Source organism: Helicobacter sp. NHP19-003, from assembly GCF_019703305.1.
In the GTDB taxonomy this organism is placed as follows: Bacteria; Campylobacterota; Campylobacteria; order Campylobacterales; family Helicobacteraceae; genus Helicobacter; species Helicobacter gastrocanis.
Map to the genome: position 1 here is coordinate 1,141,771 of NZ_AP024814.1, position 23,203 is coordinate 1,164,973.

General features: G+C 51.9%; 14 protein-coding genes and 3 tRNA genes. 13 read left to right on the forward strand and 4 right to left on the reverse strand.

The window, feature by feature from the left end:
- Positions 1-2: 2 nt before the first annotated feature.
- The 13 genes from K6J72_RS05935 (at position 3) to K6J72_RS05995 (ending at position 13,795) form a co-directional block, all read left to right on the forward strand.
- Positions 3-79: transfer RNA gene (locus K6J72_RS05935), tRNA-Gly, on the forward strand.
- A gap of 13 nt (positions 80-92) precedes the next feature.
- Positions 93-167: transfer RNA gene (locus tag K6J72_RS05940), tRNA-Thr, on the forward strand.
- Positions 168-215: 48 nt separating this feature from the next.
- Positions 216-1,415 carry an elongation factor Tu gene (gene tuf / locus K6J72_RS05945; protein ID WP_221279194.1) on the forward strand — a complete coding sequence of 400 codons (1,200 nt, stop codon included), beginning with the start codon at positions 216-218 and terminating at the stop codon, positions 1,413-1,415.
- 8 nt (positions 1,416-1,423) lie between these two features.
- Positions 1,424-1,585, forward strand: coding sequence for a 50S ribosomal protein L33 (gene rpmG / locus K6J72_RS05950; RefSeq protein ID WP_221279195.1), 162 nt, complete (start codon positions 1,424-1,426; stop codon positions 1,583-1,585).
- A gap of 18 nt (positions 1,586-1,603) precedes the next feature.
- Positions 1,604-1,679 (forward strand) — tRNA-Trp (locus K6J72_RS05955).
- Between the two features lie 23 nt (positions 1,680-1,702).
- Positions 1,703-1,882, forward strand: a complete 180-nt coding sequence (gene secE, locus K6J72_RS05960; RefSeq protein WP_221279196.1) for a preprotein translocase subunit SecE — start codon at positions 1,703-1,705, stop codon at positions 1,880-1,882.
- A gap of 17 nt (positions 1,883-1,899) precedes the next feature.
- Positions 1,900-2,427, forward strand: a complete 528-nt coding sequence (nusG, locus tag K6J72_RS05965) for a transcription termination/antitermination protein NusG (RefSeq protein WP_221281172.1) — start codon at positions 1,900-1,902, stop codon at positions 2,425-2,427.
- Between the two features lie 9 nt (positions 2,428-2,436).
- Positions 2,437-2,862, forward strand: coding sequence for a 50S ribosomal protein L11 (gene rplK, locus K6J72_RS05970; protein ID WP_221279197.1), 426 nt, complete (start codon positions 2,437-2,439; stop codon positions 2,860-2,862).
- 2 nt (positions 2,863-2,864) lie between these two features.
- Positions 2,865-3,566, forward strand: coding sequence for a 50S ribosomal protein L1 (rplA, locus tag K6J72_RS05975; protein ID WP_221279198.1), 702 nt, complete (start codon positions 2,865-2,867; stop codon positions 3,564-3,566).
- Between the two features lie 82 nt (positions 3,567-3,648).
- On the forward strand, positions 3,649-4,131 hold the full coding sequence (gene rplJ / locus K6J72_RS05980; RefSeq protein ID WP_221279199.1) for a 50S ribosomal protein L10: 483 nt from the start codon (positions 3,649-3,651) through the stop codon (positions 4,129-4,131).
- A gap of 9 nt (positions 4,132-4,140) precedes the next feature.
- Positions 4,141-4,515 carry a 50S ribosomal protein L7/L12 gene (rplL, locus tag K6J72_RS05985; protein WP_221279200.1) on the forward strand — a complete coding sequence of 125 codons (375 nt, stop codon included), beginning with the start codon at positions 4,141-4,143 and terminating at the stop codon, positions 4,513-4,515.
- Between the two features lie 135 nt (positions 4,516-4,650).
- A complete protein-coding gene (locus K6J72_RS05990) occupies positions 4,651-13,335 on the forward strand; it encodes a DNA-directed RNA polymerase subunit beta/beta' (protein ID WP_221279201.1) in 8,685 nt (2,894 codons plus the stop codon).
- A 274-nt stretch (positions 13,336-13,609) separates the two neighbouring features.
- On the forward strand, positions 13,610-13,795 hold the full coding sequence (locus tag K6J72_RS05995) for a hypothetical protein (protein WP_221279202.1): 186 nt from the start codon (positions 13,610-13,612) through the stop codon (positions 13,793-13,795).
- Between the two features lie 189 nt (positions 13,796-13,984).
- Here K6J72_RS05995 and K6J72_RS06000 read toward each other — a convergent pair whose 3' ends face one another.
- From K6J72_RS06000 to K6J72_RS06015, 4 genes are all read right to left on the reverse strand, one after another.
- Entirely contained in the window at positions 13,985-14,515 is a 531-nt protein-coding gene (locus K6J72_RS06000; RefSeq protein ID WP_221279203.1) for a tetratricopeptide repeat protein, read from the reverse strand.
- Between the two features lie 149 nt (positions 14,516-14,664).
- Positions 14,665-21,390 carry an outer membrane protein gene (locus tag K6J72_RS06005; RefSeq protein WP_221281230.1) on the reverse strand — a complete coding sequence of 2,242 codons (6,726 nt, stop codon included), beginning with the start codon at positions 21,388-21,390 and terminating at the stop codon, positions 14,665-14,667.
- A complete protein-coding gene (locus tag K6J72_RS06010) occupies positions 21,387-22,457 on the reverse strand; it encodes a hypothetical protein (RefSeq protein WP_221279204.1) in 1,071 nt (356 codons plus the stop codon). The genes K6J72_RS06005 and K6J72_RS06010 overlap by 4 nt, the downstream gene beginning before the upstream one ends.
- A gap of 20 nt (positions 22,458-22,477) precedes the next feature.
- Positions 22,478-22,804 carry a hypothetical protein gene (locus K6J72_RS06015; RefSeq protein ID WP_221279205.1) on the reverse strand — a complete coding sequence of 109 codons (327 nt, stop codon included), beginning with the start codon at positions 22,802-22,804 and terminating at the stop codon, positions 22,478-22,480.
- Positions 22,805-23,203: the final 399 nt, after the last annotated feature.

The window sequence follows — 23,203 nt, forward strand, 5'->3', positions numbered from 1 at the left end:
GTGCGGGAATAGCTCAGTTGGCTAGAGCATCAGCCTTCCAAGCTGAAGGTCGCGGGTTCGAGCCCCGTTTCCCGCTCCAGTGTTGGGAGAGTGCCCATATAGCTCAGGGGTAGAGCACTTCCTTGGTAAGGAAGAGGTCGGCGGTTCAATCCCGCTTATGGGCTCCAGTTTCCCCTTAACACATGCTTTAAATTCTTATATGAGGAGTTAAGACAATGGCAAAAGCGAAGTTTGAACGGAACAAACCCCATGTCAATGTGGGCACCATCGGACATGTTGACCATGGCAAAACCACTTTGAGCGCGGCGATCTCTGCTGTGCTCTCTTTAAAAGGCCTAGCCGAATTAAAAGACTATGACAATATTGACAACGCCCCAGAGGAAAAAGAAAGGGGCATCACGATCGCCACTTCCCACATTGAGTACTCCACAGAAAACCGCCACTATGCGCATGTGGACTGCCCCGGACACGCCGACTATGTGAAAAACATGATCACCGGTGCTGCCCAAATGGACGGCGCGATTTTAGTCGTGTCTGCTGCCGATGGCCCCATGCCCCAAACCCGTGAGCACATTTTGCTAGCCCGCCAAGTGGGTGTGCCCTACATCGTGGTGTTCTTGAATAAACAAGACATGGTGGATGACCAAGAATTGCTAGATTTAGTGGAAATGGAAGTGCGTGAACTGCTCAGCACCTACGAGTTCCCCGGGGACGACACCCCTATTGTGGCTGGCTCTGCTCTCAAAGCTCTAGAAGAAGCCAAAGCCGGCAACATCGGGGAATGGGGCCAAAAAGTGTTGAAACTCATGGAAGAAGTGGATAAATACATCCCCACCCCTGAGCGCGACACAGAAAAAGCTTTCTTAATGCCTGTAGAAGATGTGTTCTCCATCGCTGGGCGGGGTACTGTTGTTACCGGCCGTATTGAAAGAGGCGTGGTGAAAATTGGGGACGAAGTGGAAATCGTGGGCATTAAACCCACCCAAAAAACCACCGTTACGGGCGTAGAAATGTTCCGCAAAGAACTTGAAAAAGGCGAAGCGGGCGACAATGTGGGCGTGCTTTTACGCGGTACTAAAAAAGAAGAAGTCTTCCGTGGCATGGTGCTTTGCAAACCCGGCTCCATCACCCCACACAAAAAATTTGAGGGCGAAGTGTATGTGCTCTCTAAAGAGGAAGGCGGCCGCCATACCCCCTTCTTCAACGGCTACCGCCCCCAATTCTATGTCCGCACCACCGATGTAACCGGCTCCATCACTTTGCCTGAAGGCACTGAAATGATCATGCCCGGGGACAACACCAAAATCGTGGTCGAACTCATCAGCTCTATTGCCCTAGAGCTAGGGACAAAATTTGCGATCCGTGAGGGCGGTAAAACCGTGGGTGCGGGTGTGGTGACTAAAATCATCGAGTAGGAAGCGTTGTGAAAGTTAAGGTAGGATTGAAGTGTGCAGGTTGTGCTGAGATCAATTACAGCACAACCAAGAATGCCAAGACAAACACAGAGAAACTGGAGCTCAAAAAGTTCTGCCCTAGGGAGAATAAGCACACCATCCATAAGGAAGTGAAGCTTAAAAGCAGTTAGGCGGCAGGAGGGGGATGAAGGTCAGTAGCTCCAATGGTAGAGCACCGGTCTCCAAAACCGATTGTTGGGGGTTCGAGTCCCTCCTGGCCTGCCAGGGGTGAAATTAAAGTAGGTGGCATGGATAAATTATTAGCGCAGTACAAGTTGACAAAAGAAGAGCTATCAAAGGTGATCTTTCCGCTCAAAGAGCAGATCAGAAACGCTTTGGTGTCCGTACTCATTGTGGTTACCATCATCACGCTGTTTTTGGCTTTGATCGATTTTGTTTTGTCGTCTTTTGTTGCGAGCATTCTATAAGGAGGGTCGGCATGGCGATGGAGTGGTATGCGATCCAAACTTATTCGGGCAGCGAGCAGTCCGTCAAAAAAGCCATTGAAAACATGGTGCGTGAAAACAACATTGCCGATCGGGTGCAAGAGATCATCGTGCCCACGGAGGATGTGATCGAGCTGTCCAAAAAGAGCAAGAATAAAGTTACTGAACGCAGCCTTTATCCCGGCTATGTTTTCATCAAAGTGGATTTAGACACCGTGCTTTGGCACAAAATCCAATCCTTGTCTAGAGTGAGCCGTTTTATTGGGGAGAGCAAAAAACCCACGCCTTTGAGCGATGCGGACATTGGCAATATCTTAGAGAAAATGACCAACCGCGCCGCCCCCAAACCCAAAATTTACTACGAAAAAGGCGAAGTGGTGCGCATCATCGAGGGCCCCTTTGCCAACTTCACCGCCACAGTGGAGGAATACGATGTACAACACCGCAAATTAAAGCTCAATGTGTCCATCTTTGGGCGCAACACTTTGATCGAGATTTTATATTCTCAAGTGGAAAAAATCATTTAAGGAGAGTGCATGGCAAAGAAAGTTGTCGGGCAGATCAAACTACAAGTCCCCGCAGGAAAAGCAAACCCCAGCCCCCCCATTGGTCCCGCCTTGGGCCAAAGGGGTGTGAACATCATGGAGTTTTGCAAGGCTTTTAACGAAAAAACCAAGGACATGGGGAGCTTTAACATCCCTGTCATCATCACGGTTTATCAAGATAAAAGTTTCACTTTCATCACCAAAAAGCCCCCTGTAACAGACTTGATTAAAAAGGCGAGTGGCGTGGCTAAGGGCTCGGACAACCCTCTGAAAAACAAAGTCGGTAAACTCACCAGCAAGCAGGTTGAGGAGATTGCCCAAACTAAAATGGAAGATCTCAACACCACCACCCTAGAAGCGGCAAAGAAAATCGTTTTGGGGAGTGCAAGAAGCATGGGCATTGAGGTAGAAGGATAAGAATGGCAAAGCTGGTAAAACGGGTAGAAAAGTTAAACTCTCAATTTGACAGAGAGAAAGTGTATAGCCTTGAAGAGGGCATTAGCGTGGCAAAGTCTTTGGCTTCGGCAAAATTTGATGAAACCGTGGAAGTGGCGTTGCGTCTAGGCGTGGATCCCAGACACGCCGATCAAATGGTGCGTGGAGCGGTGGTACTGCCCCATGGCACGGGTAAAAAAGTCCGCGTGGCGGTCTTTGCGAAAGATGTCAAATTAGACGAGGCCAAAGAAGCCGGGGCCGATGTGGTCGGAGGCGAGGATTTAGCCGAAGAGATCAAAAATGGCAACACGAATTTTGACATGGTGATCGCCACGCCGGACATGATGGCGGTTGTGGGGAAAGTGGGGCGCATTTTAGGGCCAAAAGGACTCATGCCAAACCCAAAAACCGGCACCGTTACGATGGATGTTAAAAAAGCGGTCAGCAATGCCAAGAGCGGGCAAGTGAATTTCCGCGTGGATAAAAAGGGCAATTTGCACGCCCCCATCGGCAAAGCGAGTTTCAACCAAGAACAGCTCCAAGACAACATGCTCGAGTTGGTGCGTGCGATCAATCGGCTCAAACCCAGCACTTCAAAGGGCAAATACATCCGCAACAGCGTGGTGTCCTTGACGATGTCGCCCGGGGTGCGTTTGAATGCCCAAGAACTCATGGATGTCAAATAGTTCATCTTTAACTGAAGAAACAAGGGCTTTTTTAGCTTGATTGCGTTTGCGCCTTGTGGAAGTTGGTTGGAAAGGAGGAAACATGCATAAAGAACAAAAACAAGAGCTGGTTTCTAAGCTCACCGATGCTTTTGCTGGGATGCAAGCCTTAGTGGTGTGCGATTACAAGGGCTTGCGGGTGCAACATTTAGAAAAGTTGCGTAATGCCGCCCGCCCACAAGGCATCAGCGTGCAGGTGATCAAAAACACCCTTGCGTCTTTGGCTTTAAAAGGGGCAAACCTAGAGCCTTTAGAGCTGAAAGAAACCAATGTCTTCATTTGGGGCGCAGACCAAATTGCGCTGTCCAAATTGGTCATGGACTTTGCTAAAGAGCATAAAGAACGCTTTATTGTCAAAATGGGGCTGTTTGAAAAGCAAGTGGTGGATACGAACCACATTGAAGCGGTGTCTAAATTGCCCAGCCGCGAAGAGCTCATCGGGATGTTGCTGTCTGTTTGGAGCGCTCCTGCACGCTACTTTGTTACGGGCTTAGACAATTTGAGAAAAGCAAAAGAACAAGAATAAAGGATTTGCATGGCAATCACTAAAGAGGAAGTCTTAGAGTATATTGGGTCTTTGAGTGTGCTAGAACTTAGCGCACTTGTCAAAGACTTTGAGGAAAAGTTTGGCGTGAGCGCGGCCCCCACCGTGGTGGCTGGGGCTGTGGCCGGCGCACCTGCTGAAGCGGCTGAGGAAAAAACCGAATTTAGCGTGGTGCTCGCGGAGACCGGGGCGGAAAAAATCAAAGTCATTAAAGTCGTGCGCGAAATCACCGGCTTAGGACTTAAAGAGGCGAAAGAAGCCACAGAGAAAACCCCCCATGTGTTGAAAGAGGGCGTGAATAAAGAGGAAGCCGAAACCATTAAAAAGAAACTTGAAGAAGTCGGGGCGAAGGCTGAAATTAAGTAAAAAATTTTAAAGGGGGGGACAAGGAGGGGCATCGCGTGTATTAAGGGGAACACCGCCAAATGGATTTAAATTGAACTCATTTTTCATGTGTGTGTCGTTTCCAGCTTCCAATCTCCATCAAAAAGGTTTATTGACATGAAAACTTTAAGAAATCGGTTGCGTGCAGATTTTACAAAAATGCCCCAAGACTTGCCCGTCCCTAATCTCTTGCTCTTGCAAAAGGACAGCTACGAAGCGTTTTTATACACCAAAGAGGGCAGAGAGAGTGGGATTGAACGGGTCTTTAAATCAGTCTTTCCCATCCACGACAGCCAAAACCGCATCACTTTAGAGTACGGGGGCTGTGAATACGGCGAACCTAAATACACCGTGCGTGAGGCGATGGAGCGGGGCATCACCTATTCGGTTTATCTTAAAATCAAAATCCGCTTGATTCTTTGGGAAAAAGACCCCAAAACGGGCGAAAAACTAGGCCCCAAAGACATCAAAGAACAGAGCATTTTTATCCGTGAAATCCCCTTGATGACAGAGCGCACTTCGTTCATCATCAATGGGGTGGAGCGGGTCGTGGTCAATCAGTTGCATAGAAGCCCGGGGGTGATCTTCAAAGAGGAAAAATCCACCACCAGCGCGAACAAACTCATCTACACCGGGCAGATTATCCCCGATCGCGGCTCGTGGCTGTACTTTGAATACGATGTCAAAGACATTTTACATGTCCGCATCAACAAACGGCGTAAAGTGTCCGCCACGATTTTGTTTAGAGCTCTAGGTTACAGCAAACAGGACATCATCCGCATTTTCTACCCCCTCCTTGAAGTGCGTTACAAGCCCGATGGAGAGGGGGGGCGTTACTTCATCCCCTTTGAGAGCATCGCCACAGACAGCCGTCTAGACTTTGACTTAAAAGACGAAAAAGGGCGCGTGCTCTTGGCCGCCAGCCGCAAACTCACCTCTAAAAAAGCCAAAGAAATTAAAGAGAGCGGGGTGGAGTGGGTGGAATACCCGGCAAAAATTTTGCTGAATCGTTATTTAGCCGAACCCATTTTAGACAAAAATCAAGAAATTCTTTTTGACGCTTTAACCCTTTTAGAACAGCCCAAACTCGATAAACTTAAAGAAATGGAGATCAAGGAATTTGTCATCGCCAACGACCTTGCGCTAGGCCATGACGCTTCGATCATTAAATCTTTCACTTCCGACAACGAATCTTTGAAAAACGAGTCGCAAAGACTTTTAAAGCAGAGTGAAAAAGTGGAGGATGAAAACGCCCTAGCGGCGATTCGCATTTACAAAGTCATGCGCCCGGGCGATCCGGTCACAGCCGAAGTCGCCCAGCAGTATGTCCAACAACTTTTCTTTGACCCCGAACGCTACGACTTGACGATGGTCGGGCGCATGAAAATGAACCACAAATTGCATTTAAAAGTGCCCAACTATGTTACGGTGCTCACCCACGAGGACATCATTGAGACCGTGAAATACCTCATCAAGATCAAAAACGGGCAGGGGCGCATCGACGATCGCGATCACTTGGGCAACCGCCGCATCCGTGCGGTGGGCGAGCTCTTGGCCAATGAGTTGCACGAGGGTCTGATGAAAATGCAAAAGACCATCAAAGACAAGCTCACCACCATGAACACGAACCTAGACGCGCTCATGCCCCATGACCTTGTCAATTCTAAAATGATCACCAGCACGATTTTAGAGTTTTTCATGAGCGGACAGCTCTCCCAGTTCATGGACCAAACCAACCCTCTGTCTGAAGTTACCCACAAACGCCGTCTATCCGCTCTAGGGGAGGGCGGTTTGGTGAAAGACCGCGTGGGCTTTGAGGCGCGCGATGTGCACCCCACGCATTATGGGCGCATCTGCCCCATTGAAACCCCAGAGGGGCAAAACATCGGACTCATCAACACCTTATCCACTTTTACCAAAGTGAACGAACTCGGCTTCATTGAAGCCCCTTATAAAAAGGTGATCGAGGGGCAGGTGAGCGGACAAGTGGAGTATTTAACCGCTATCCAAGAGGAAGGGCATGTCATCGCACCGGCCAGCACCACCCTAGACGCTAAGGGGCACATCTGTGAGGATTTAGTGGAAACCCGCGTGGGTGGGGAGATTGTGCTGAATGAAAAGAGCAAAGTTACTTTAATGGACTTGAGCTCACGCATTTTGGTGGGTGTGGCCGCTTCCTTGATCCCCTTCTTAGAACATGACGATGCCAACCGCGCCCTGATGGGGACGAACATGCAGCGCCAAGCCGTGCCCTTATTGCACTCAGAAGCCCCCATTGTGGGCACCGGCATTGAAAGCGTGATCGCACGCGATTCGTGGGGGAGTGTGAAGGCAGAGCGGCGGGGCGTGGTGGACGAAGTGGATTCAGAAAACATCTACATCGTGGAAAAAGACCCCCAAAAGGGCCCGCACATCACTTCTTATGTGCTCCAAAAGAACCTGCGCACCAACCAAAACACCTGTTTTAGCCAAGTCCCCATCGTCAAAGTGGGCGATGTGGTGGAAGAGGGGCAGATCATCGCCGATGGCCCCAGCATGGATCAAGGCGAGCTGGCCCTGGGTAAAAACATCCGTGTGGCGTTCATGCCCTGGAATGGCTATAACTTTGAAGACGCAATTGTAGTGAGTGAGAAGATCACCAAAGACGATGTCTTCACCTCCGTGCACATCTATGAAAAAGAGATCGAGGCTAGAGAGCTCAAACACGGGATCGAGGAATTCACCGCCGATATCCCCGATGTCAAAGAGGAAGAGGTTGCCCACTTAGACAATGGGGGAATCGTTAAGATCGGGACTTATGTGAGTGCGGGCATGATTTTGGTCGGCAAGGTCTCGCCTAAGGGCGAGATGAAAAGCACGCCTGAAGAGCGGCTACTTAGAGCCATCTTTGGAGACAAAGCCGGGCATGTGGTGAACAAATCGCTTTATTGCCCCCCCTCCTTAGAGGGCGTGGTGATCGGAGTGAAAATCTTCACCAAAAAGGGCTATGAAAAAGACGCGCGGGCGGCCAGTGCCTATGAAGAGGAAAAATGGGTGCTAGACGATCGCCACGACAAGCATTTTAAAATGCTAGACAAAGAGGAAGCCCTGCAAATCAGCGCGATTTTCTCCCAAGAGCCCTTAGAGGAGGAGGTGGTACTAAATGACATCATCTACCCCAAGGGCAGCAAAATCCCCAAAGAAGTCGTGGAGAACACGAATCGCTTTGGTTTGATCTCTTTGTCTAAGAAATTCAGCAAAGAGGTGCAAAACCGCTTCGAGCAGATCAAAAACAACATCTTAGAACAAAAGAAACTTCTAGGCCAAAGCCACGAGAAAAAACTCTCTATCCTAGAAAAAGACGACATTTTGCCCAACGGAGTCATCAAACAAGTCAAAATTTACATCGCCACCAAGCGCAAGCTCAAAGTGGGGGATAAAATGGCCGGACGGCATGGCAACAAGGGCATTGTGTCTAACATCGTGCCCATCGCCGACATGCCCTACACCGCCGATGGCGAGCCCATCGACATTGTGCTCAACCCCCTAGGGGTGCCTAGCCGCATGAATATTGGGCAGATTTTAGAGGTGCACTTGGGGCTTGTGGGCAAACAATTAGGGCGGCAAATCAGCGCGCTCTTAGAGCAACACACCACGGACATGCTCGCCAAACTGCGTGCTAAAATGCTCGAGATCGCCCATGTCGTGAATGTCCACAACCACGATCTGGCCCAAATGCTCGAAAAATGCAGCGATGCGCAGCTTTTAGAATATGCCCGCGATTGGCAAAGTGGCGTGAAGTTTGCGATCCCCGTCTTTGAGGGCATCAGTCAAGAGCAATTTGCCAATCTGTTCAAACTCGCCCAAATCGATCTAGACGGCAAAACCGAGCTGTTCGATGGCCGCACGGGCGAAAAGATGAAGGAGCGCGTGAATGTGGGCTATATGTACATGCTCAAACTCCACCACCTCGTGGATGAAAAGGTGCACGCCAGAAGTACGGGCCCCTATTCTCTAGTAACACACCAGCCCGTGGGCGGGAAGGCGCTCTTTGGGGGGCAACGCTTTGGGGAAATGGAAGTGTGGGCCCTAGAGGCTTACGGGGCGGCGCACACCTTAAAAGAAATGCTGACCGTCAAATCCGATGACATCAAGGGCAGGGAGAACGCTTATAGAGCGATCGCTAGAGGCGAGCATGTGGGCGAGAGCGAAATCCCCGAAACTTTTTATGTTTTGACTAAAGAGTTGCAATCTTTGGCCCTAGATGTCAACATCTTTAATGAGGAAGTCGATGAATTTGGCATGCCCAAACCCATTGTCATTAAAGAGGATGAACGCCCCAAAGACTTCAGCTCTTTCCAGCTCACCCTTGCTAGTCCGGATAAAATCCGCGAATGGAGCTATGGGGAGGTGAAAAAGCCAGAGACCATCAACTACCGCACTCTAAAACCCGAGCGCGATGGACTCTTTTGTATGAAAATCTTTGGGCCCACCAAAGATTACGAATGTCTGTGTGGCAAATACAAAAAACCCCGCTACAAGACCATTGGTACTTGTGAAAAATGCGGCGTGGCGATCACCAGCTCTAAAGTGCGCTCTTTTAGAATGGGGCACATTGAGCTGGCCACCCCTGTGGCGCACATCTGGTATGTCAACTCTCTACCCAGCCGCATCGGCACGCTTTTAGGCATCAAGATGAAAGATTTAGAGCGCGTGCTCTACTACGAGGCCTACATCGTCAAAGACCCCGCACAGACATGCTACAACATTGAGGGTACAAAGCCCGTACTCAAATACGACATTTTAAACGAGGAACAGTACCAAAACATCCAGCGCCACAACAGCGATCCGGACTTCAACGCCCAAATGGGCGGCGAGGTCATTAAAGAGCTCTTAGAAGAGTTAGACCTTGTGGGCTTGCTCGAGTCCTTAAAAGAGGAAGTGAAGATCACCAACTCGGATGCCAAGAAAAAGAAACTTGTCAAACGGCTGAAAGTCGTGGAAAGCTTCATCAATTCGGGCAACCGCCCCGAGTGGATGATGCTCACCGCCCTGCCCGTGTTGCCCCCCGATTTGCGCCCCCTTGTCGCCCTAGATGGGGGCAAGTTTGCCGTGAGCGATGTGAACGAACTTTACAGACGGGTGATCAACCGCAACCAACGGCTTAAACGGCTGATGGAGCTGGGCGCGCCAGAGATCATCGTGCGCAATGAAAAACGCATGCTGCAAGAGGCGGTGGACGCGCTCTTTGAGAATGGGCGCAACGCCAACGCCGTGAAGGGCGCGAACAAACGCCCCTTAAAATCGCTCTCTGAAATCATCAAGGGCAAACAAGGTCGTTTCCGCCAAAACCTGCTGGGTAAACGGGTGGACTTCTCGGGCCGCAGTGTGATCGTGGTCGGGCCCAACCTCAATATGGACCAGTGCGGGTTGCCTAAAAACATGGCTTTAGAGCTCTTTAAACCCCATTTGCTCTCCAAACTAGAGGAAAAAGGCTTTGCCACCACGCTCAAACAAGCCAAACGCATGATCGAGCAAAAGACCAACGAGGTTTGGGAGTGCTTGGAGGAAATCGTGGAGGGCTACCCGGTGCTCTTAAACCGCGCCCCCACGCTGCACAAACAATCCATCCAAGCTTTCCACCCAAAACTCATCGATGGCAAGGCGATTCAACTCCACCCGCTGGTGTGCTCTGCCTTCAACGCCGACTTTGACGGCGATCAAATGGCCGTGCATGTGCCCCTCAGCCAAGAGGCGATCACCGAGTGCAAAGTCTTGATGTTGAGCTCGATGAACATTCTCTTGCCTGCCAGCGGTAAGGCGGTCGCCGTGCCCAGCCAAGACATGGTGCTAGGGCTTTACTACCTCTCTTTAGAAAAAAGTGGGGTGCTGGGCGAGCATAAACTCTTCTCCAGCGTGGCAGAGGTGTTGATGGCGGTGGATGCCAAAGAATTGGATGTGCACGCCAAAGTGCGTGTCTTGCAAGAGCACCATATTTTGCAAACCACCGCCGGGCGGCTGGTGATCAAATCCATTTTGCCCGACTTTGTGCCCACCCATTTGTGGAACAAGGTCTTGAAGAAAAAGGACATCGGGGCGTTGGTGGACTTTGTCTACAAAGAGAGCGGCATCGGCCAAACCGCCAAATTCTTAGACAATCTCAAAAACCTAGGCTTTAGATACGCCACCAAAGCGGGGATTTCGATCTCTATGGAGGACATCATCACGCCCACCAACAAGGCAAGCATGGTGGAGGTGGCCAAAGAGCGGGTGAAGGCGATTCAGGCGCAATTTGAGGGGGGGCACTTGAGCGAACAAGAGCGCTACAACAAAATCATCGACATTTGGACCGAGGTCAACGATGCGATGAGCCAAGAGATGATGGCCTCCATTGCCAGCGACAAGCAGGGCTTCAACTCCATTTACATGATGGCAGATAGCGGCGCGCGCGGTTCGGCTGCGCAAATCCGCCAGCTCTCGGCGATGCGTGGCTTGATGACAAAACCAGATGGCAGCATCATTGAAACCCCCATCATCTCTAACTTTAAAGAGGGACTCAATGTTTTAGAGTACTTCAACTCCACGCATGGGGCGCGCAAAGGCCTAGCCGACACCGCCCTAAAAACCGCCACCGCCGGTTACCTCACCCGCAAGCTCATCGATGTCGCCCAAAATGTCAAGGTGGTGCAAGAGGATTGCGGCACGCATGAGGGCATTGAGATCACCGACATCACGGTGGGCAGCGAGCTCATCGAACCCTTAGAAGAGCGCATTTTTGGACGGGTCTTGGTGGAGGACATCATCGATCCGCTCACAAACGAAGTCCTTTTAAACGCCGACACGATGGTGGACGAGGAAAAAGCCAAGCGCATTGTGGAGGCGGGGATCAAATCTGTAACCATCCGCACCCCCGTAACCTGCAAGGCGCAAAAGGGCGTGTGCGCTAAATGCTACGGCTTGAATTTGGGCGAGGGTAAAATGGTCAAACCCGGCGAGGCTGTGGGCGTGGTGGCAGCCCAATCCATCGGCGAGCCGGGCACACAATTAACCCTGCGCACCTTCCATGTGGGCGGCACGGCTTCTAGAAGCCAAGAGGAGCGCGAAATTGTGGCAGGCCACGAGGGCTTTGTGCGCTTTTTTAATGTTAAAACCTACCAAAACAAAGAGGGCAAAAACATCATCGTGAATCGCCGCAACGCTGCGATTTTGGTGGTCGAGCCCAAGATCAAAGCCCCCTTTGCCGGCACGCTCAAAATCGACAGCGCGCACGAGGAAGTGGTTTTGAGTGTGAGCGATGGCGCTAAAGAGGCAAAGTTCGTGTTGCGTAAAAGCGATGTGGCAAAACCCAACGAGCTGGCTGGGGTGAGCGGCAAAATCGAGGGCAAAATTTACTTGCCCTATGGCAATGGCCACAGCGTGCACGAGGGCGGGAGCATCGCCGACATCATCAAGGACGGCTGGAATGTGCCCAACCGCATCCCCTATGCGAGCGAAATCGCCGTGCAAGACAACGACCCCATCACCCAAGAAACCATGGCCAAAGAAAAGGGCGTGGTGAAGTTTTATAACCTCGTGGGCGATCACTTAGAGCGCGCTAGGGGCATTAAAGCCGGGGACATTGTGGAGGAAAAGGGGCTATTTGCGGTGGTCGCCGATGAAAACGACCAAGAGGCGATCCGCCACTACATCGCCCGCAATTCTTTGGTACAAGTGGACGACAACAGCTTGGTGGAGGCAAACACCCTGCTTGTCAAACCCAGCACGGAAAGCAAAAATGTCATCGCCAGCTGGGACCCCTACAACACCCCCATCATCGCCGACATGGGCGGGGTGGTGCGCTTCATCGACATTGTCGCCGGGGTGAGTGTAACTGAAACGGAGGACGAGAACACGGGCGTACACTCTTTAGTGGTGAACGAGTACATCCCCACGGGCTTTAAACCCAGCCTGATGATCGAAGCAGAGGGCCAAGAGCCCCTTTACTACCCCCTAGAGCCCAAAACTTCTATCGTGATCGCCGAGGGGGCCCAGGTGGAGATCGCCGATGTGCTCGCCAAAATCCCCAAAGCCACCGCCAAATCTAAGGACATCACGGGCGGCTTGCCCCGCGTTTCAGACATCTTTGAAGCACGCAAAAGCAAGCCCAAAGATTTAGCGATTTTAAGCGAAATTGACGGGCAGGTGAGCTTTGACAAACCTGTGCGCAACAAAGAGCGGGTGTGCATCACAGCCGCCGATGGGCGCAAAGCCGAGTACTTCATCGACAAGGGCAAACAAATTTTAGTGCACCCTAACGAATTTGTGCACGCCGGCGAGGCGATCACCGATGGCGTGGTGAGCAGCCACGACATTTTGCGCATCAGTGGGGAAAAAGAGTTGCATAAATACATCGTGAGCGAAGTGCAACAAGTGTACCGCCGCCAAGGGGTCAACATCGCCGACAAGCACATCGAGATCATCGTCTCGCAAATGTTGCGCCAAGTGCGGATTTTAGACAGCGGGAACACGAAGTTCATCGAGGGCGACTTGGTGAGCAAAAAGCATTTTAAAGAGGAAAACCAACGGGTGCTTTCAGCCAAAGGCGAGCCGGCCATCGCCGAGCCCGTGCTTTTAGGCATCACCCGTGCGGCCATTGGCAGCGACAGCATCATCTCTGCGGCCAGCTTCCAAGAGACCACAAAGGTGCTCACTGAGGCGAGCATCGCGATGAAAAAGGACTTCTTAGAAGACCTTAAAGAAAATGTCGTTTTAGGGCGCATGATTCCTGTGGGCACCGGGCTGTATAAGGACAAAAAAGTCGGGGTGAAGACAGACAAACACTAACCCCAAACCAGCAAAAGGCGCGCTAAAGTGGCGTGCTAAAGCCCAAAAGGGTGAGGGCCCGCAAATCACGGCACGCAAGGGCAGGGTTAGAAACAGCAGCCTAAAATCTATAAAATTCTATAAAATAGGATAACCCCTCATCAAACCATTCTTCCCCTAAGAGCCCGAAGTTTTGCCAAAATGGGCATCGCCTTTAGTGGGAACGAGCGCAAAACGCTCGCCCGCCAGATTAAACGCCTGCAGACATGACGGCTCTGCATAGCAACGCGCATGGTTGAAACAGGAATACAGCATGGCCGATGTTGCCAATCAGTCTGTAAATGACCCGCGTGAAAAGCTGCAAGCTTTGCTTGCCTTACAAAAACCAAGAGCGGGGCGGGGATGGAGGAATCAAGAACACCGCAGAAATTCTTGCTTTGCAGCATTTGACAACGATTCATGGGATTTGGGAGGTCTGTAAGAACGCTAGAAGCAACAAGAGTGGAGGGGGTTGACTGCCTTCAAGGGGGGCTTTGCACGCCGTCTTGCTTTCTTGTGGCCAAGATGAGGGCAGAAGCTGGCCTTTGAAGGTGTCTGTTAATGAGGGGCTGTGTTGTCTTGCAGGGCAAGCCCAGAGCGCTGGAGCACCCCCAAGCGTCCACGCAAGCGATCACTTCCTCGCTTTCTTGCAGCTGAGTTTGTGGCCTAAATTGCACGCCTTTTGGTAATAATGCCGCGCCATTTCTTTATCCTTTTTGACACCTTCGCCCCTCCAATACATCATACCCAAGCCGTAATAACCATCTGCATCTCCCTTTTGGGCGGCCTTTTGGTAGTGCCAGATGGCCTGCGCATAGTCTTTGACAACGCCCTCACCATTTTCATACATCACCCCCAAATTGTAAAAAGCGTCCGCAACTCCCATTTTGGCGGCCTTTTGGAAGTATTGGATGGCTTTCAGGTAGTCTTTGGCAACGCCCTGTCCATTTTTATACAGCCCCCCTAAATTATTGCAAGCGTCTGCGCTCCCCATTTGGGCAGCCTTTTGGTAATATTGCACGGCTTGCGCATAATCTCCACTTTGGTAAGCATCTGCACCTAGATTGAAATACCGATTCGCCCCTCCGTCTGCATGCGCCACACCCCAGCACAACAAAACCAACAACATGGCCGGGCATGCACCCCTTAGTGAGTCCGTCATTTTCTCTCCTAAAAAAGTCGATAGCGCTTTGGCTTCAAGCAAGCCGACAGCTTTTAAAAAGGGAAGGGAAACAAGCAAAGGAGAAAGAAACCCCCCCCCCAAAGGGCAGGGGCTACCCCCTCTCTAAAGACCTAACAACCTCTCAAAGCTTAGAAGTTGTAAACATAGTTGAAGAACACAGACACATTGCGTTTGTACGCGATGTCTAGTTTCGAGCCGTCCAATTCTCCCTTGAAGTAGTAGTTCACCGCAAGGGGGATTCTCAAGCCGATTTCAAAGCCGTTGTGCTTGTTGACATTTGTCCTAAAGCCCAAATTCAAGGGGATTTGGAAATAGCTGGTGTTCATGACCGCATGGCCGCCGTGCGCATTGTAGTAGTTCATCAAGTTGGTGTAGTAACTTTGGCCTTTCACACCCCAGCTAGAACCCTCCAGCATCAAACCAGCGAAGAGACCGGTGGTGTATTTGCTGTCTTTGCTTTCATAGAAGTTGTAGAGCGCGTCCACACCCGCACCATAGGTGAAGTTGTCCAAATCGCTCGCATCGCTGACCATGAATGTGCCGTGTTGGTAACTGAAGTTCGCATAATAGCGCAAGCCCCAGCGTTTCTTTTTGCCAAAGAATTGTTTATACCCAAACTGCACATCGATGCCGTACATGTTGCCATTGGAGTTCATGGTCTGCATAGGTGCGTGGGAGGCGGACGCGGTGGCCACATAGTAGCCCTTCAAATCAGCTTGGAGTTTGATCAGGCTTGCCTTCGCGTAGGCAGAGGTGGTCTGCAAATTGTTGAGCAAGGTTTTTAGGGCATTGACCTGTTGTTGTGGACTGCCAGCGGGCATCTCAAAAAGCGCACTGCCCTTTTGCCCCAAAGACACCAGCAACGTGCCTGCATGCGCGCCTTCTTTCACAGAAGCGGCCACGCCACCCGCGGGTTGTGTGGTGCCGCTACCTGCGTTTTGGCTCGCTTGGACCAATCCGGCTAGCGCGCCCACCACCTGATCTTGCAAGTTGCTGATCTCATTAACCAAATTGGACAGAGCCGCGCGGGCTGCGCTAGGGTTTAAATTAGCCGTTTGCATGATCTCGCGATACACTTGCGCCACAGAAGTTTGCACCGCTTGCGCATTAGGGCTACTCGCAAAGTTTTGGCTGGTGCTCTTAAGAGCCGCTAGCAAACTAGGCAAGGTGTAGTTGGCGGCCATGTAATCGGCCTGTGCGTTGGTCACGGTGGCCACATCGGATAGATAATTGCTCTGCGTCGAAGAGTTAAACTGCGTGTTGCCCAAAATCGTAAGGGCGTTTAGGCTAGTTTGCAAATTATTGCTCGCGGTAACAGCCGCCTCGATTTGTTGGGCTTGTTGGGCCGCTGGGGTGTTGGCGTTGATCGCGTTTTGAGCGGCGGCGTAAGTGGCACTGCTATTTTTCATGTTATTGAGTGCGGCCTCGATTTTCGCAATCGTGGAGGCTTTCAAAAGCCCTGTTGTGCTAGCCGTTGTCCCGCTCATGACAGTCCCGCTCAAATTGAGTTTGCTCAGCAAGCCCTGCAAGCTAGAAGCGTTGTTGAGCGCATCGTTTAAAATCGTCGCGCTCGTGGCCTTAGCGCTGTTGAGCAAAGGAGAGAGGGTGTTATTTGCGCTGTTGTAGCTGGCCACAGCGTCTAAGACATTCACAAGCGCTTTTTCGACAAGGGGCTGCATCATCGCATTGGTGAGTGCTGGGCTAGAGAGAGCCGCTTGGATGGCGGTTTCTAGTTGTGTGCTGCTGGCTGCTTTGAGCGTATCGCCTACATTCGATCCGGCAGTTACGCCATTTAAAGTCAATTCATAAGCCACCAAGCCGGCAAAGCTTGTGGGGGCACCGTTACCTGTGAGGGCGGTGGGCATAGACGCGCTAGTGCTGCTTGACGAGGCTGAAGAAGAGATCAGAGACTGGATCTCCGAGTCGGCCACGCTCACCACTCCCGAAGAGGTGGGGCTTAAAATCCCGCTGGCTTCAAACGGACTTGAATTGGCTGTGCTCGAACCAGAGGTGCTTGAGCCAAAGATGGTCGCGGCCTCTTGCACCACCTGTTTGATCGCGTTGTACTGCGCAGGTGTGATGCCAACGGCATTAGAAGTAGTGGTCGTTGGAGTGGGCGAACTACCGGGAGAGCCCGCTGGAGTGCCGGGGCCGCCAGCAGAACCGGGAGACCCAGCACTACCGGGGGTGGAGGAGCCAGCGGGCGTACCTGTAGAACCGGGGCCTGTGGTGCTAGGACCCGAAGCACCTGCACTGCCCGGGCCCCCCGTAGAACCACCTACTGCAGCAGCAAGGATGCTGTTTTTGCTGCTAGAAGTGGCCGCAACCACGGAGTCTTGCACGGTGGTGTAGAGGCTATTAAGCGTTTGGGCTTGTTCGATGAGCTTAGGGATGGCCGCTTGCAAGTTGGTGGTGTTGACCTCGTATTTGTTGACAATCCCATCGTTGATCATCTGCAACGCCGCACCCTTGCCGCCATTTTGCGCCGTGCCAATGAGATTTTGCGCCGCAGTTAAAAAACTGGCTAGAGTGCTGCCCGAACTTACAGAGGGCGCGATTAGGGCGACATTAGCGGCTCCGATGACAGGCGTTAGAGCCTTGCTCACGGCCTCCCACGCCGCGGAGGTGTCATTGGTAAATGCTGTTGTAACTGCACTAGAATCAATCGTGGCGGAGCTATTAATAAGGCCTGCTGTGGTGCTGTTGTTCTCTAGAGCCTGTAGGATCTGAGCGACCGTGCCAATCTGGGCACTATTGATGGTTTTGATGGTGCTAAGATTGTCGGCAGAAGTGTTCAGAGCATTTGTTAAACCAGCGATGTTGGTATTCAAAGAACCTAGCCCATTGCTGCCCGTGCTCGCTTGGAAATTTTTAAAGCCTTGAGAGGGGGCGGTGCCGGCGGCGTCGCTTTGGATCGAACCAAACATGTTGTTTAAGGCCACAATGGCTTGCATGCCAGCAAGAACGGTGGATTTGGCATGTGAGGTCGCATTTTCTGTCGTTTGGCTTAAACTACTAATGGTTAAAGCCCCGGTGCCCGCAGCTCCATTGCTACCTGTGCTAAAAAGAGTGCCTAGAGTGGCCACCGCAGAGTTGCTCAAAGCACTGTTGATGCTGTTATAAGCGCTGCTGATGCTGTTGAAGTTCGAGGTGTTTGCGCTCGTTCCTCCCGCTGCACTGGTGCTCACGGGTGCTAAATAGGTGGTGATGTCATAGACATTTTGGGCAATGGTTTGGAGCGCGCTTTGCGCGGTGCTTTGCAACACGCCAGAGGTGGGGTTGAGCAAGATGCTTTCGCTTGGATTGGTCAAATCGGCGATCAGGCCATTGTAGGTGGTTAAGTTATCCATCTGGTAGCCCAAAGTGGTGCTCAAACTGCTAAACGCGCTGCTCATGTCGCTTGTGGGGTTGTAGGTGGTGCCTGTAGAGCTAGTCGTCGTGCCAAAGAGCGTATCGGCAGTGGCGGCGTTAAACAACCCTGTTGTTTGATTCGCCAACGCGCCCGCTGCCGCTTGGAAAGTGCTGGATTTGACGGCTTGGTCTTTGCCCATCACCAAAGCGTAGGGGTTGTTGTCAATGGCTTGTTGGACCTGGGCTTGCAAGCCTTGCAAGTATTTTAAGCGGTTGAGCAGGCCTTGGATTTCTGTGGCGTTCGTAGAAATAGCGCCGCTGGTTACCCCGGTAAGGCCTTTGGCCCCCGTTTCGGCTTGTAGATAGTTGAGGATTTGAGAGGCGATGGTTTGACCGGCTTGGACTCCTGTGGAGGTGGGCGCGAGATTGTTGAGCAAGGTGATGTTGTGATCGTAGGTGTTTAAGGCCTGGATGAGTGAGATCACGCTGCTGGCGTTCGTGGCCGCTGCTGCACCGCTTGAATCGGGCAGCGCTTTAAGCAACTGGCCCACAGCATTAGCGGCGTTCATGGCTTGGGTGAAAGCCGCGGCGTTGGTGCTGTTGACATTCAAAAGCCCGGAACTAACATTGCTGCCGGCAAGCCCGCTGCCGCTGGTGGTTAAAGCGGCGTTAGCGGCGTTCAAACTTTTGGCGTCTTGAAGGAGCTGGTAGATGGCAACGGCACTTGTGGGGGCTTGGTTCACCAAAGAGCCTAGTTGGGCGAGCGTGCTAGTCGATCCGCTCGGAGCAAAGGCAATGGCTTTCCACGCCGTCCACGCATTAAAGGCCGCGCCGCTTGTGTTCGTGCCCGCAGTGGCGAAATAGGGTTTGAGGGCATCAAAGGCACTTGCAGAGAGGGTAGAGGTGTTGAGGCTAGAGCCCAAGGTCATGAGCTCTTGGATCAACTGGGTGGCGTTGGTGCCGGTGGCTAGGCCAGTGGTGAGATTGTTGTAGTTGGCATTACTAGAGCCCAAAAGAGTGCCCACCACGCCATTAGAGCCATTTGTGCCAAAGGCGGTGGTGTAACTGCTGCTGGCAGCAGGCGCGCTCGCCGTACCGCCGACCACAGAGCCTAACAGGCTTGTGATGGTGTTGAGATTAACCAAGTTCTTGAAATAGCCCGCTGCCCCGGGGTTTTGTGTGATCCCGCCACCTACAGAGGTCGCGCCAATCCCTTGAGAGGGGGCGCCTAAAATTTGGTTGTCTTGCAAAATGGCGTTGTTGCTGTAGATATTGCTGATATTGCTTAAGTTGCCGGGGGTTTTGTTGGTTTGGCTATTGGCACCAAAGAAAGCAGGGTCTAAAGAGTAGAGTTTAGAGACGGCTGTGTTGAGATTGCCGAGCACAGAGCTAGATCCAGAGGCCGCGCCCACACCGGTGAGCGCCGCTAGGGTGCTTGCTGAGAAATCGGAGGTGCCTACCAAACTTTGCACGGAAGTTAAGGCGTTTTGGATGGAATTAGCCGCCGCGGTGGCAAAGCCTAAATCCACCCCGGGGCTAGCCCCTGCGGCTTGGAGCATGCTAGAGAGGGTGTTGGAAGTGAGCTTGACCCCACTAGTGCTCCAAGTGGCGTTGGCGGCGTTGCCGATGCCATCGTAGGTTTTTAGCGCCGAGATGTAGCTTTGCACTTGTTGTTCTAAATTGGCGATGGTCGTGCTAGGATTGGTGGCTAGACCTTCTGCAAAGCTTTCACTTTGGCTTGCGGTAGACTGGCTATCAAGCGTGTTTAACAAGCCTTGGACTTGAGCGATCTGCGCTCCGATAGAGCCAGAAGTGGAGCTACTCCAGCTAGATAGCTGGTTGCCAGAGTTCATGATGGCGTTGATGGCGGCCACATAACCCCCCGTGCCATTGGCCCCAGCGATTTTCACCGCATCGCCTTGCAAGGTGGCGATGTTTTCCGCGGTCGTCCCGCTGGTGCCTAAAGCCGTGTTGAGTTTGGTAAAGGGGCTATTGGCGGTTAAGGATGTAGTGCCTGTGCTTGCGGTTGCGCCCACAAGAGCACGGATGGCATCTGCAAGGGCGGTTTGTTGTGGGGTAGGGCTGCCGCTTGTCAAAGTCGTAAATCCTGGGATTTCAGTCGAAATGGTGCTGGAGTTTGTGGTTACCAGTTTGGAAAGCGCCTCATTAAGCGTGGTGCCAGTAGCTAGTTGCAACTGGCCGACATTGGCTTCAACGAGGGCATAGTCTTTGGCTAAAGTCGCTGATGCCGTGGCTGCATCCTGCATATTCGCAACAGAATTACCAGAAACCATATTTTTAAGAGAGTCGATGGCGTTTAAGCCCTGTGTGATTTGGGTGTTGGAAAGATCGCTGCCAAAGGGATCGCCGGTGGTGATGCCTAGCGCATTGGTTAGAGACGCGCCCGTAACAGGCTGGCCGAACAAAGTGGGGGTGGCGGTCGAATTGAGCAGCTGCTCGATGCTATAAGCCGTTTGGGCAATCAAGCCCTGATTGGCTGCGCTCGCGCTCAAGGCCTGGTTTAAGCCCGTGAGGATTTGGGCTTGGGTCTCTGGGTTGATCGCGCTGTTGGGCTTGATGGCCGCATCGACATAGGCACTGAGCAAATCAGAGGAGGTGTAGATGGCGCGGATTTGGTTGATCTGCAAAGCGGCCGCATTGCCGGTGTTGCTTTGGCCTAGAAGCGTGTTAGCAGCTGCATTTTGGATGCCCGTATCCAGGATTTGAGAAGCCACAGACCCTCCGCCCTTAAGCAAGCTGGTTAAGGTGTTTTGCCCAGAGCTGTAGGTGATGACCTGGCCTAAGAGATTAGAGAGGGCAGAGTACACAGCCTTGTTGTAAGCCACCTGGTTAGCCGCCTCCTGGGTGGTGTAGGAGGTGATGTTGCTCGCGGTAGTTGAGGGAGTGGCACTGATGGGATATTGGCTTGTCTTGTTTTGCCCGGGTGTAAAGGGCGAAGTGGTAGAGGTGGTCGTGGTGCTGCTCACATCAATGGTGCCGGGATTAAGCGCCCCTTTTAGGGCGTTGAGCGCGCTGGAAAGCTCAGAGTACGCTGAAGAAGTGCTCGAAGAAGTCCCATTAAAGGTGTCGTATAGAGCCTGTAGCATGGTAGAGCTCAAAGACCCTCCCCCGCTGGTGATCACGGCGGATTTAATCAAGGCGTTACTAGAACTTAGACCTGAGTCAGAAACCCCGCTTAGAGCATTGCCAAAGGTTACCAAGCTTTGCAAAATGTCGCCATTGCTCGTGCCGCTTTTAAAGATGGTGGTGTAGCTAGGCGCGCTTGCAGTGGGGCTCGTGGAGCTATCGGCAATGGCCTTGGCGATCGCATCATAGGCGGTATAGACCTCCCGGTATTGGCCGGGATTAACCAACCCTGTGAGCGCGCTTTGCAACTGGGCATCTGTGGCGACCCCAAACCCGTTGGCGTTGAGCTTATCGATCGCCGCGGCCACCTGACTTAAAGAGGCCCCGTTGAGGATGTTGTTCGTTACGGCGCTCAAATTGCTTTTTTGGTCGTTATGTTATAAAGTGTCATTGCGGCGGTGTAGTTGGGGTTGGTTACATAACCCGTGCTGCTCGCGCTCGTGGTTGTGGTGACAATCCCGTTGTTGACCAAAGAGTTTAGGGTGTTGAGCGCGCTTAGAGCCCCTAGTGCCCCGGTGCTCACGCTGTAAGTGGTGAGCAGGTTACTGGTAGAGGAGGTGATGAGCCCTTGAGAACCCGAGCTGGTGTCTAGCCCTAGCGCGCTAGAGAGCGTGTCTAAAGAGCTAGAAAGCGCGCTGCTGCTCGAGCTAGAAAGCGCGCTTAAAAACGCCTGCCCAGTTGAGCCGATCACCCCCGAAGAGCCGTAGTCGGCAACATAGGTGGGGACAGTGTTACCAGAGCCAGAGACGGTGATGTTTTTGTTGATGTCGGCGATCACGCCATAGAGATTGCCCAAAAAGGTATTGACCGTGGTGACATTGGTCCCACTGTTGAGCAAAGAGGCATTTAAAGTGCCTGTCGCGCCCGTTAAAGACCCGTTAGTGGTGGTAAAATAGCTGTTGGAGACGGCCGCATTGGGGTTTAAAAGATTGTTGCTTGCGCTCACGCCCGCAAAGGCCGTGCGGTAGCCATAGTAGGCATCGGCTGAGGAATAAATACTACCTAGGGAGGCGAGAGGATTGGTGTAGTTTGTGCCCTGTCCAAAGACACCTAAGAGGCCATTTTGGCCGTAGAGGTTGTAGTTGCTGATTTGGGGGTTGTTGTTTAGGCCGCTGGTGGTTGCCCCGCGAGAGATCTGCCCTGTGGCGGTGCCAAATTGGGTGGCACTGCCCTCGTTATTGACGTAAATAGGGCTTGCCGCAGAGGCTCCAAAGATCGAAGGGGTGGTGTCGCCACTCACGCCATAGGTCCCCCCCAAAAGTCCAGAGATGGAGTCGACCAATTGGTTGACATTCATAGATGGTGATGATGTTGATGGAGTTGTGTCGAGATCTGTGGCATCCACACCAGGAGCAAAGCCAAAGCAGGTGGCGAGCGCAACGCTAAGAGTACGCTTATAGGGTTTGTGCTTTCTATCTTTCATTTGTATGTGTCCTTGAAATGTTATTTAACTTGAGAGTAGTTAGGAAGACCGGGGACGGTTGTTGTGCCGTTATATTGGTTCACATCCGTGCTTGCATTCCCAAATTGGGGTACATTCACCCCTTGGGTCGTCGCCCCTAGAAAAGGATTGCCGTTTAAGGTCGCGGTAGGAGGTATCCCCATCCCCCCATTACTGCTCTCTGCTCTTGTCATGTTCGAATATTGGAATCCCACACTTCCGTAGAATCCAGAGTTTTCAGCAGAAAGCCAAGGAGCCAAAGCTAGGAACCCCAGCCCCAACAGAGAAGCAATTTTCAAAACTTTCGGTTTATATGTTTTCACAATCATGCGTATCCTTTCATGAGGTTTAAAACAGGCATCTCTCAATATAATTTGAGGGTGCGCAATTTTAGATGAAATGGACTTATTTTCACCTTAAATTTTGGGTTGCAATCTCTCTCTCTCTCTCTGTTTCTTTGCTGAAAACTCTGGATTCTACGGAAGTGTGGGATTCCAATATTCGAACATGACAAGAGCAGAGAGCAGTAATGGGAATGTAGCAGGACAATTAGGAGATAGCAATATCCCTAATCCCTTCCTCATGAACGGCCAGCCCAATAGCTTAGGCGCGAATGCCAATAGCTTGCCTAGCCAATCTACGGTGAATGCCAAAGACCACCTCGCAAACAGTGTGAATGTTGATGGTCTCCCTAAACCTTAAAACTCCACTTTTTACATAATATTCAT

Bases quoted from the DNA above. Each gene is read 5' to 3' on its own strand.
- tuf (WP_221279194.1), top strand. From the start codon at position 216: ATGGCAAAAGCGAAGTTTGAACGGAACAAACCCCATGTCAATGTGGGC.
- secE (WP_221279196.1), top strand. From the start codon at position 1,703: ATGGATAAATTATTAGCGCAGTACAAGTTGACAAAAGAAGAGCTATCA.
- nusG (WP_221281172.1), top strand. From the start codon at position 1,900: ATGGAGTGGTATGCGATCCAAACTTATTCGGGCAGCGAGCAGTCCGTC.
- rplK (WP_221279197.1), top strand. From the start codon at position 2,437: ATGGCAAAGAAAGTTGTCGGGCAGATCAAACTACAAGTCCCCGCAGGA.
- rplA (WP_221279198.1), top strand. From the start codon at position 2,865: ATGGCAAAGCTGGTAAAACGGGTAGAAAAGTTAAACTCTCAATTTGAC.
- rplJ (WP_221279199.1), top strand. From the start codon at position 3,649: ATGCATAAAGAACAAAAACAAGAGCTGGTTTCTAAGCTCACCGATGCT.
- rplL (WP_221279200.1), top strand. From the start codon at position 4,141: ATGGCAATCACTAAAGAGGAAGTCTTAGAGTATATTGGGTCTTTGAGT.
- K6J72_RS05990 (WP_221279201.1), top strand. From the start codon at position 4,651: ATGAAAACTTTAAGAAATCGGTTGCGTGCAGATTTTACAAAAATGCCC.
- K6J72_RS06000 (WP_221279203.1), bottom strand. From the start codon at position 14,515: ATGACGGACTCACTAAGGGGTGCATGCCCGGCCATGTTGTTGGTTTTG.
- K6J72_RS06010 (WP_221279204.1), bottom strand. From the start codon at position 22,457: ATGAAAGATAGAAAGCACAAACCCTATAAGCGTACTCTTAGCGTTGCG.
- K6J72_RS06015 (WP_221279205.1), bottom strand. From the start codon at position 22,804: ATGATTGTGAAAACATATAAACCGAAAGTTTTGAAAATTGCTTCTCTG.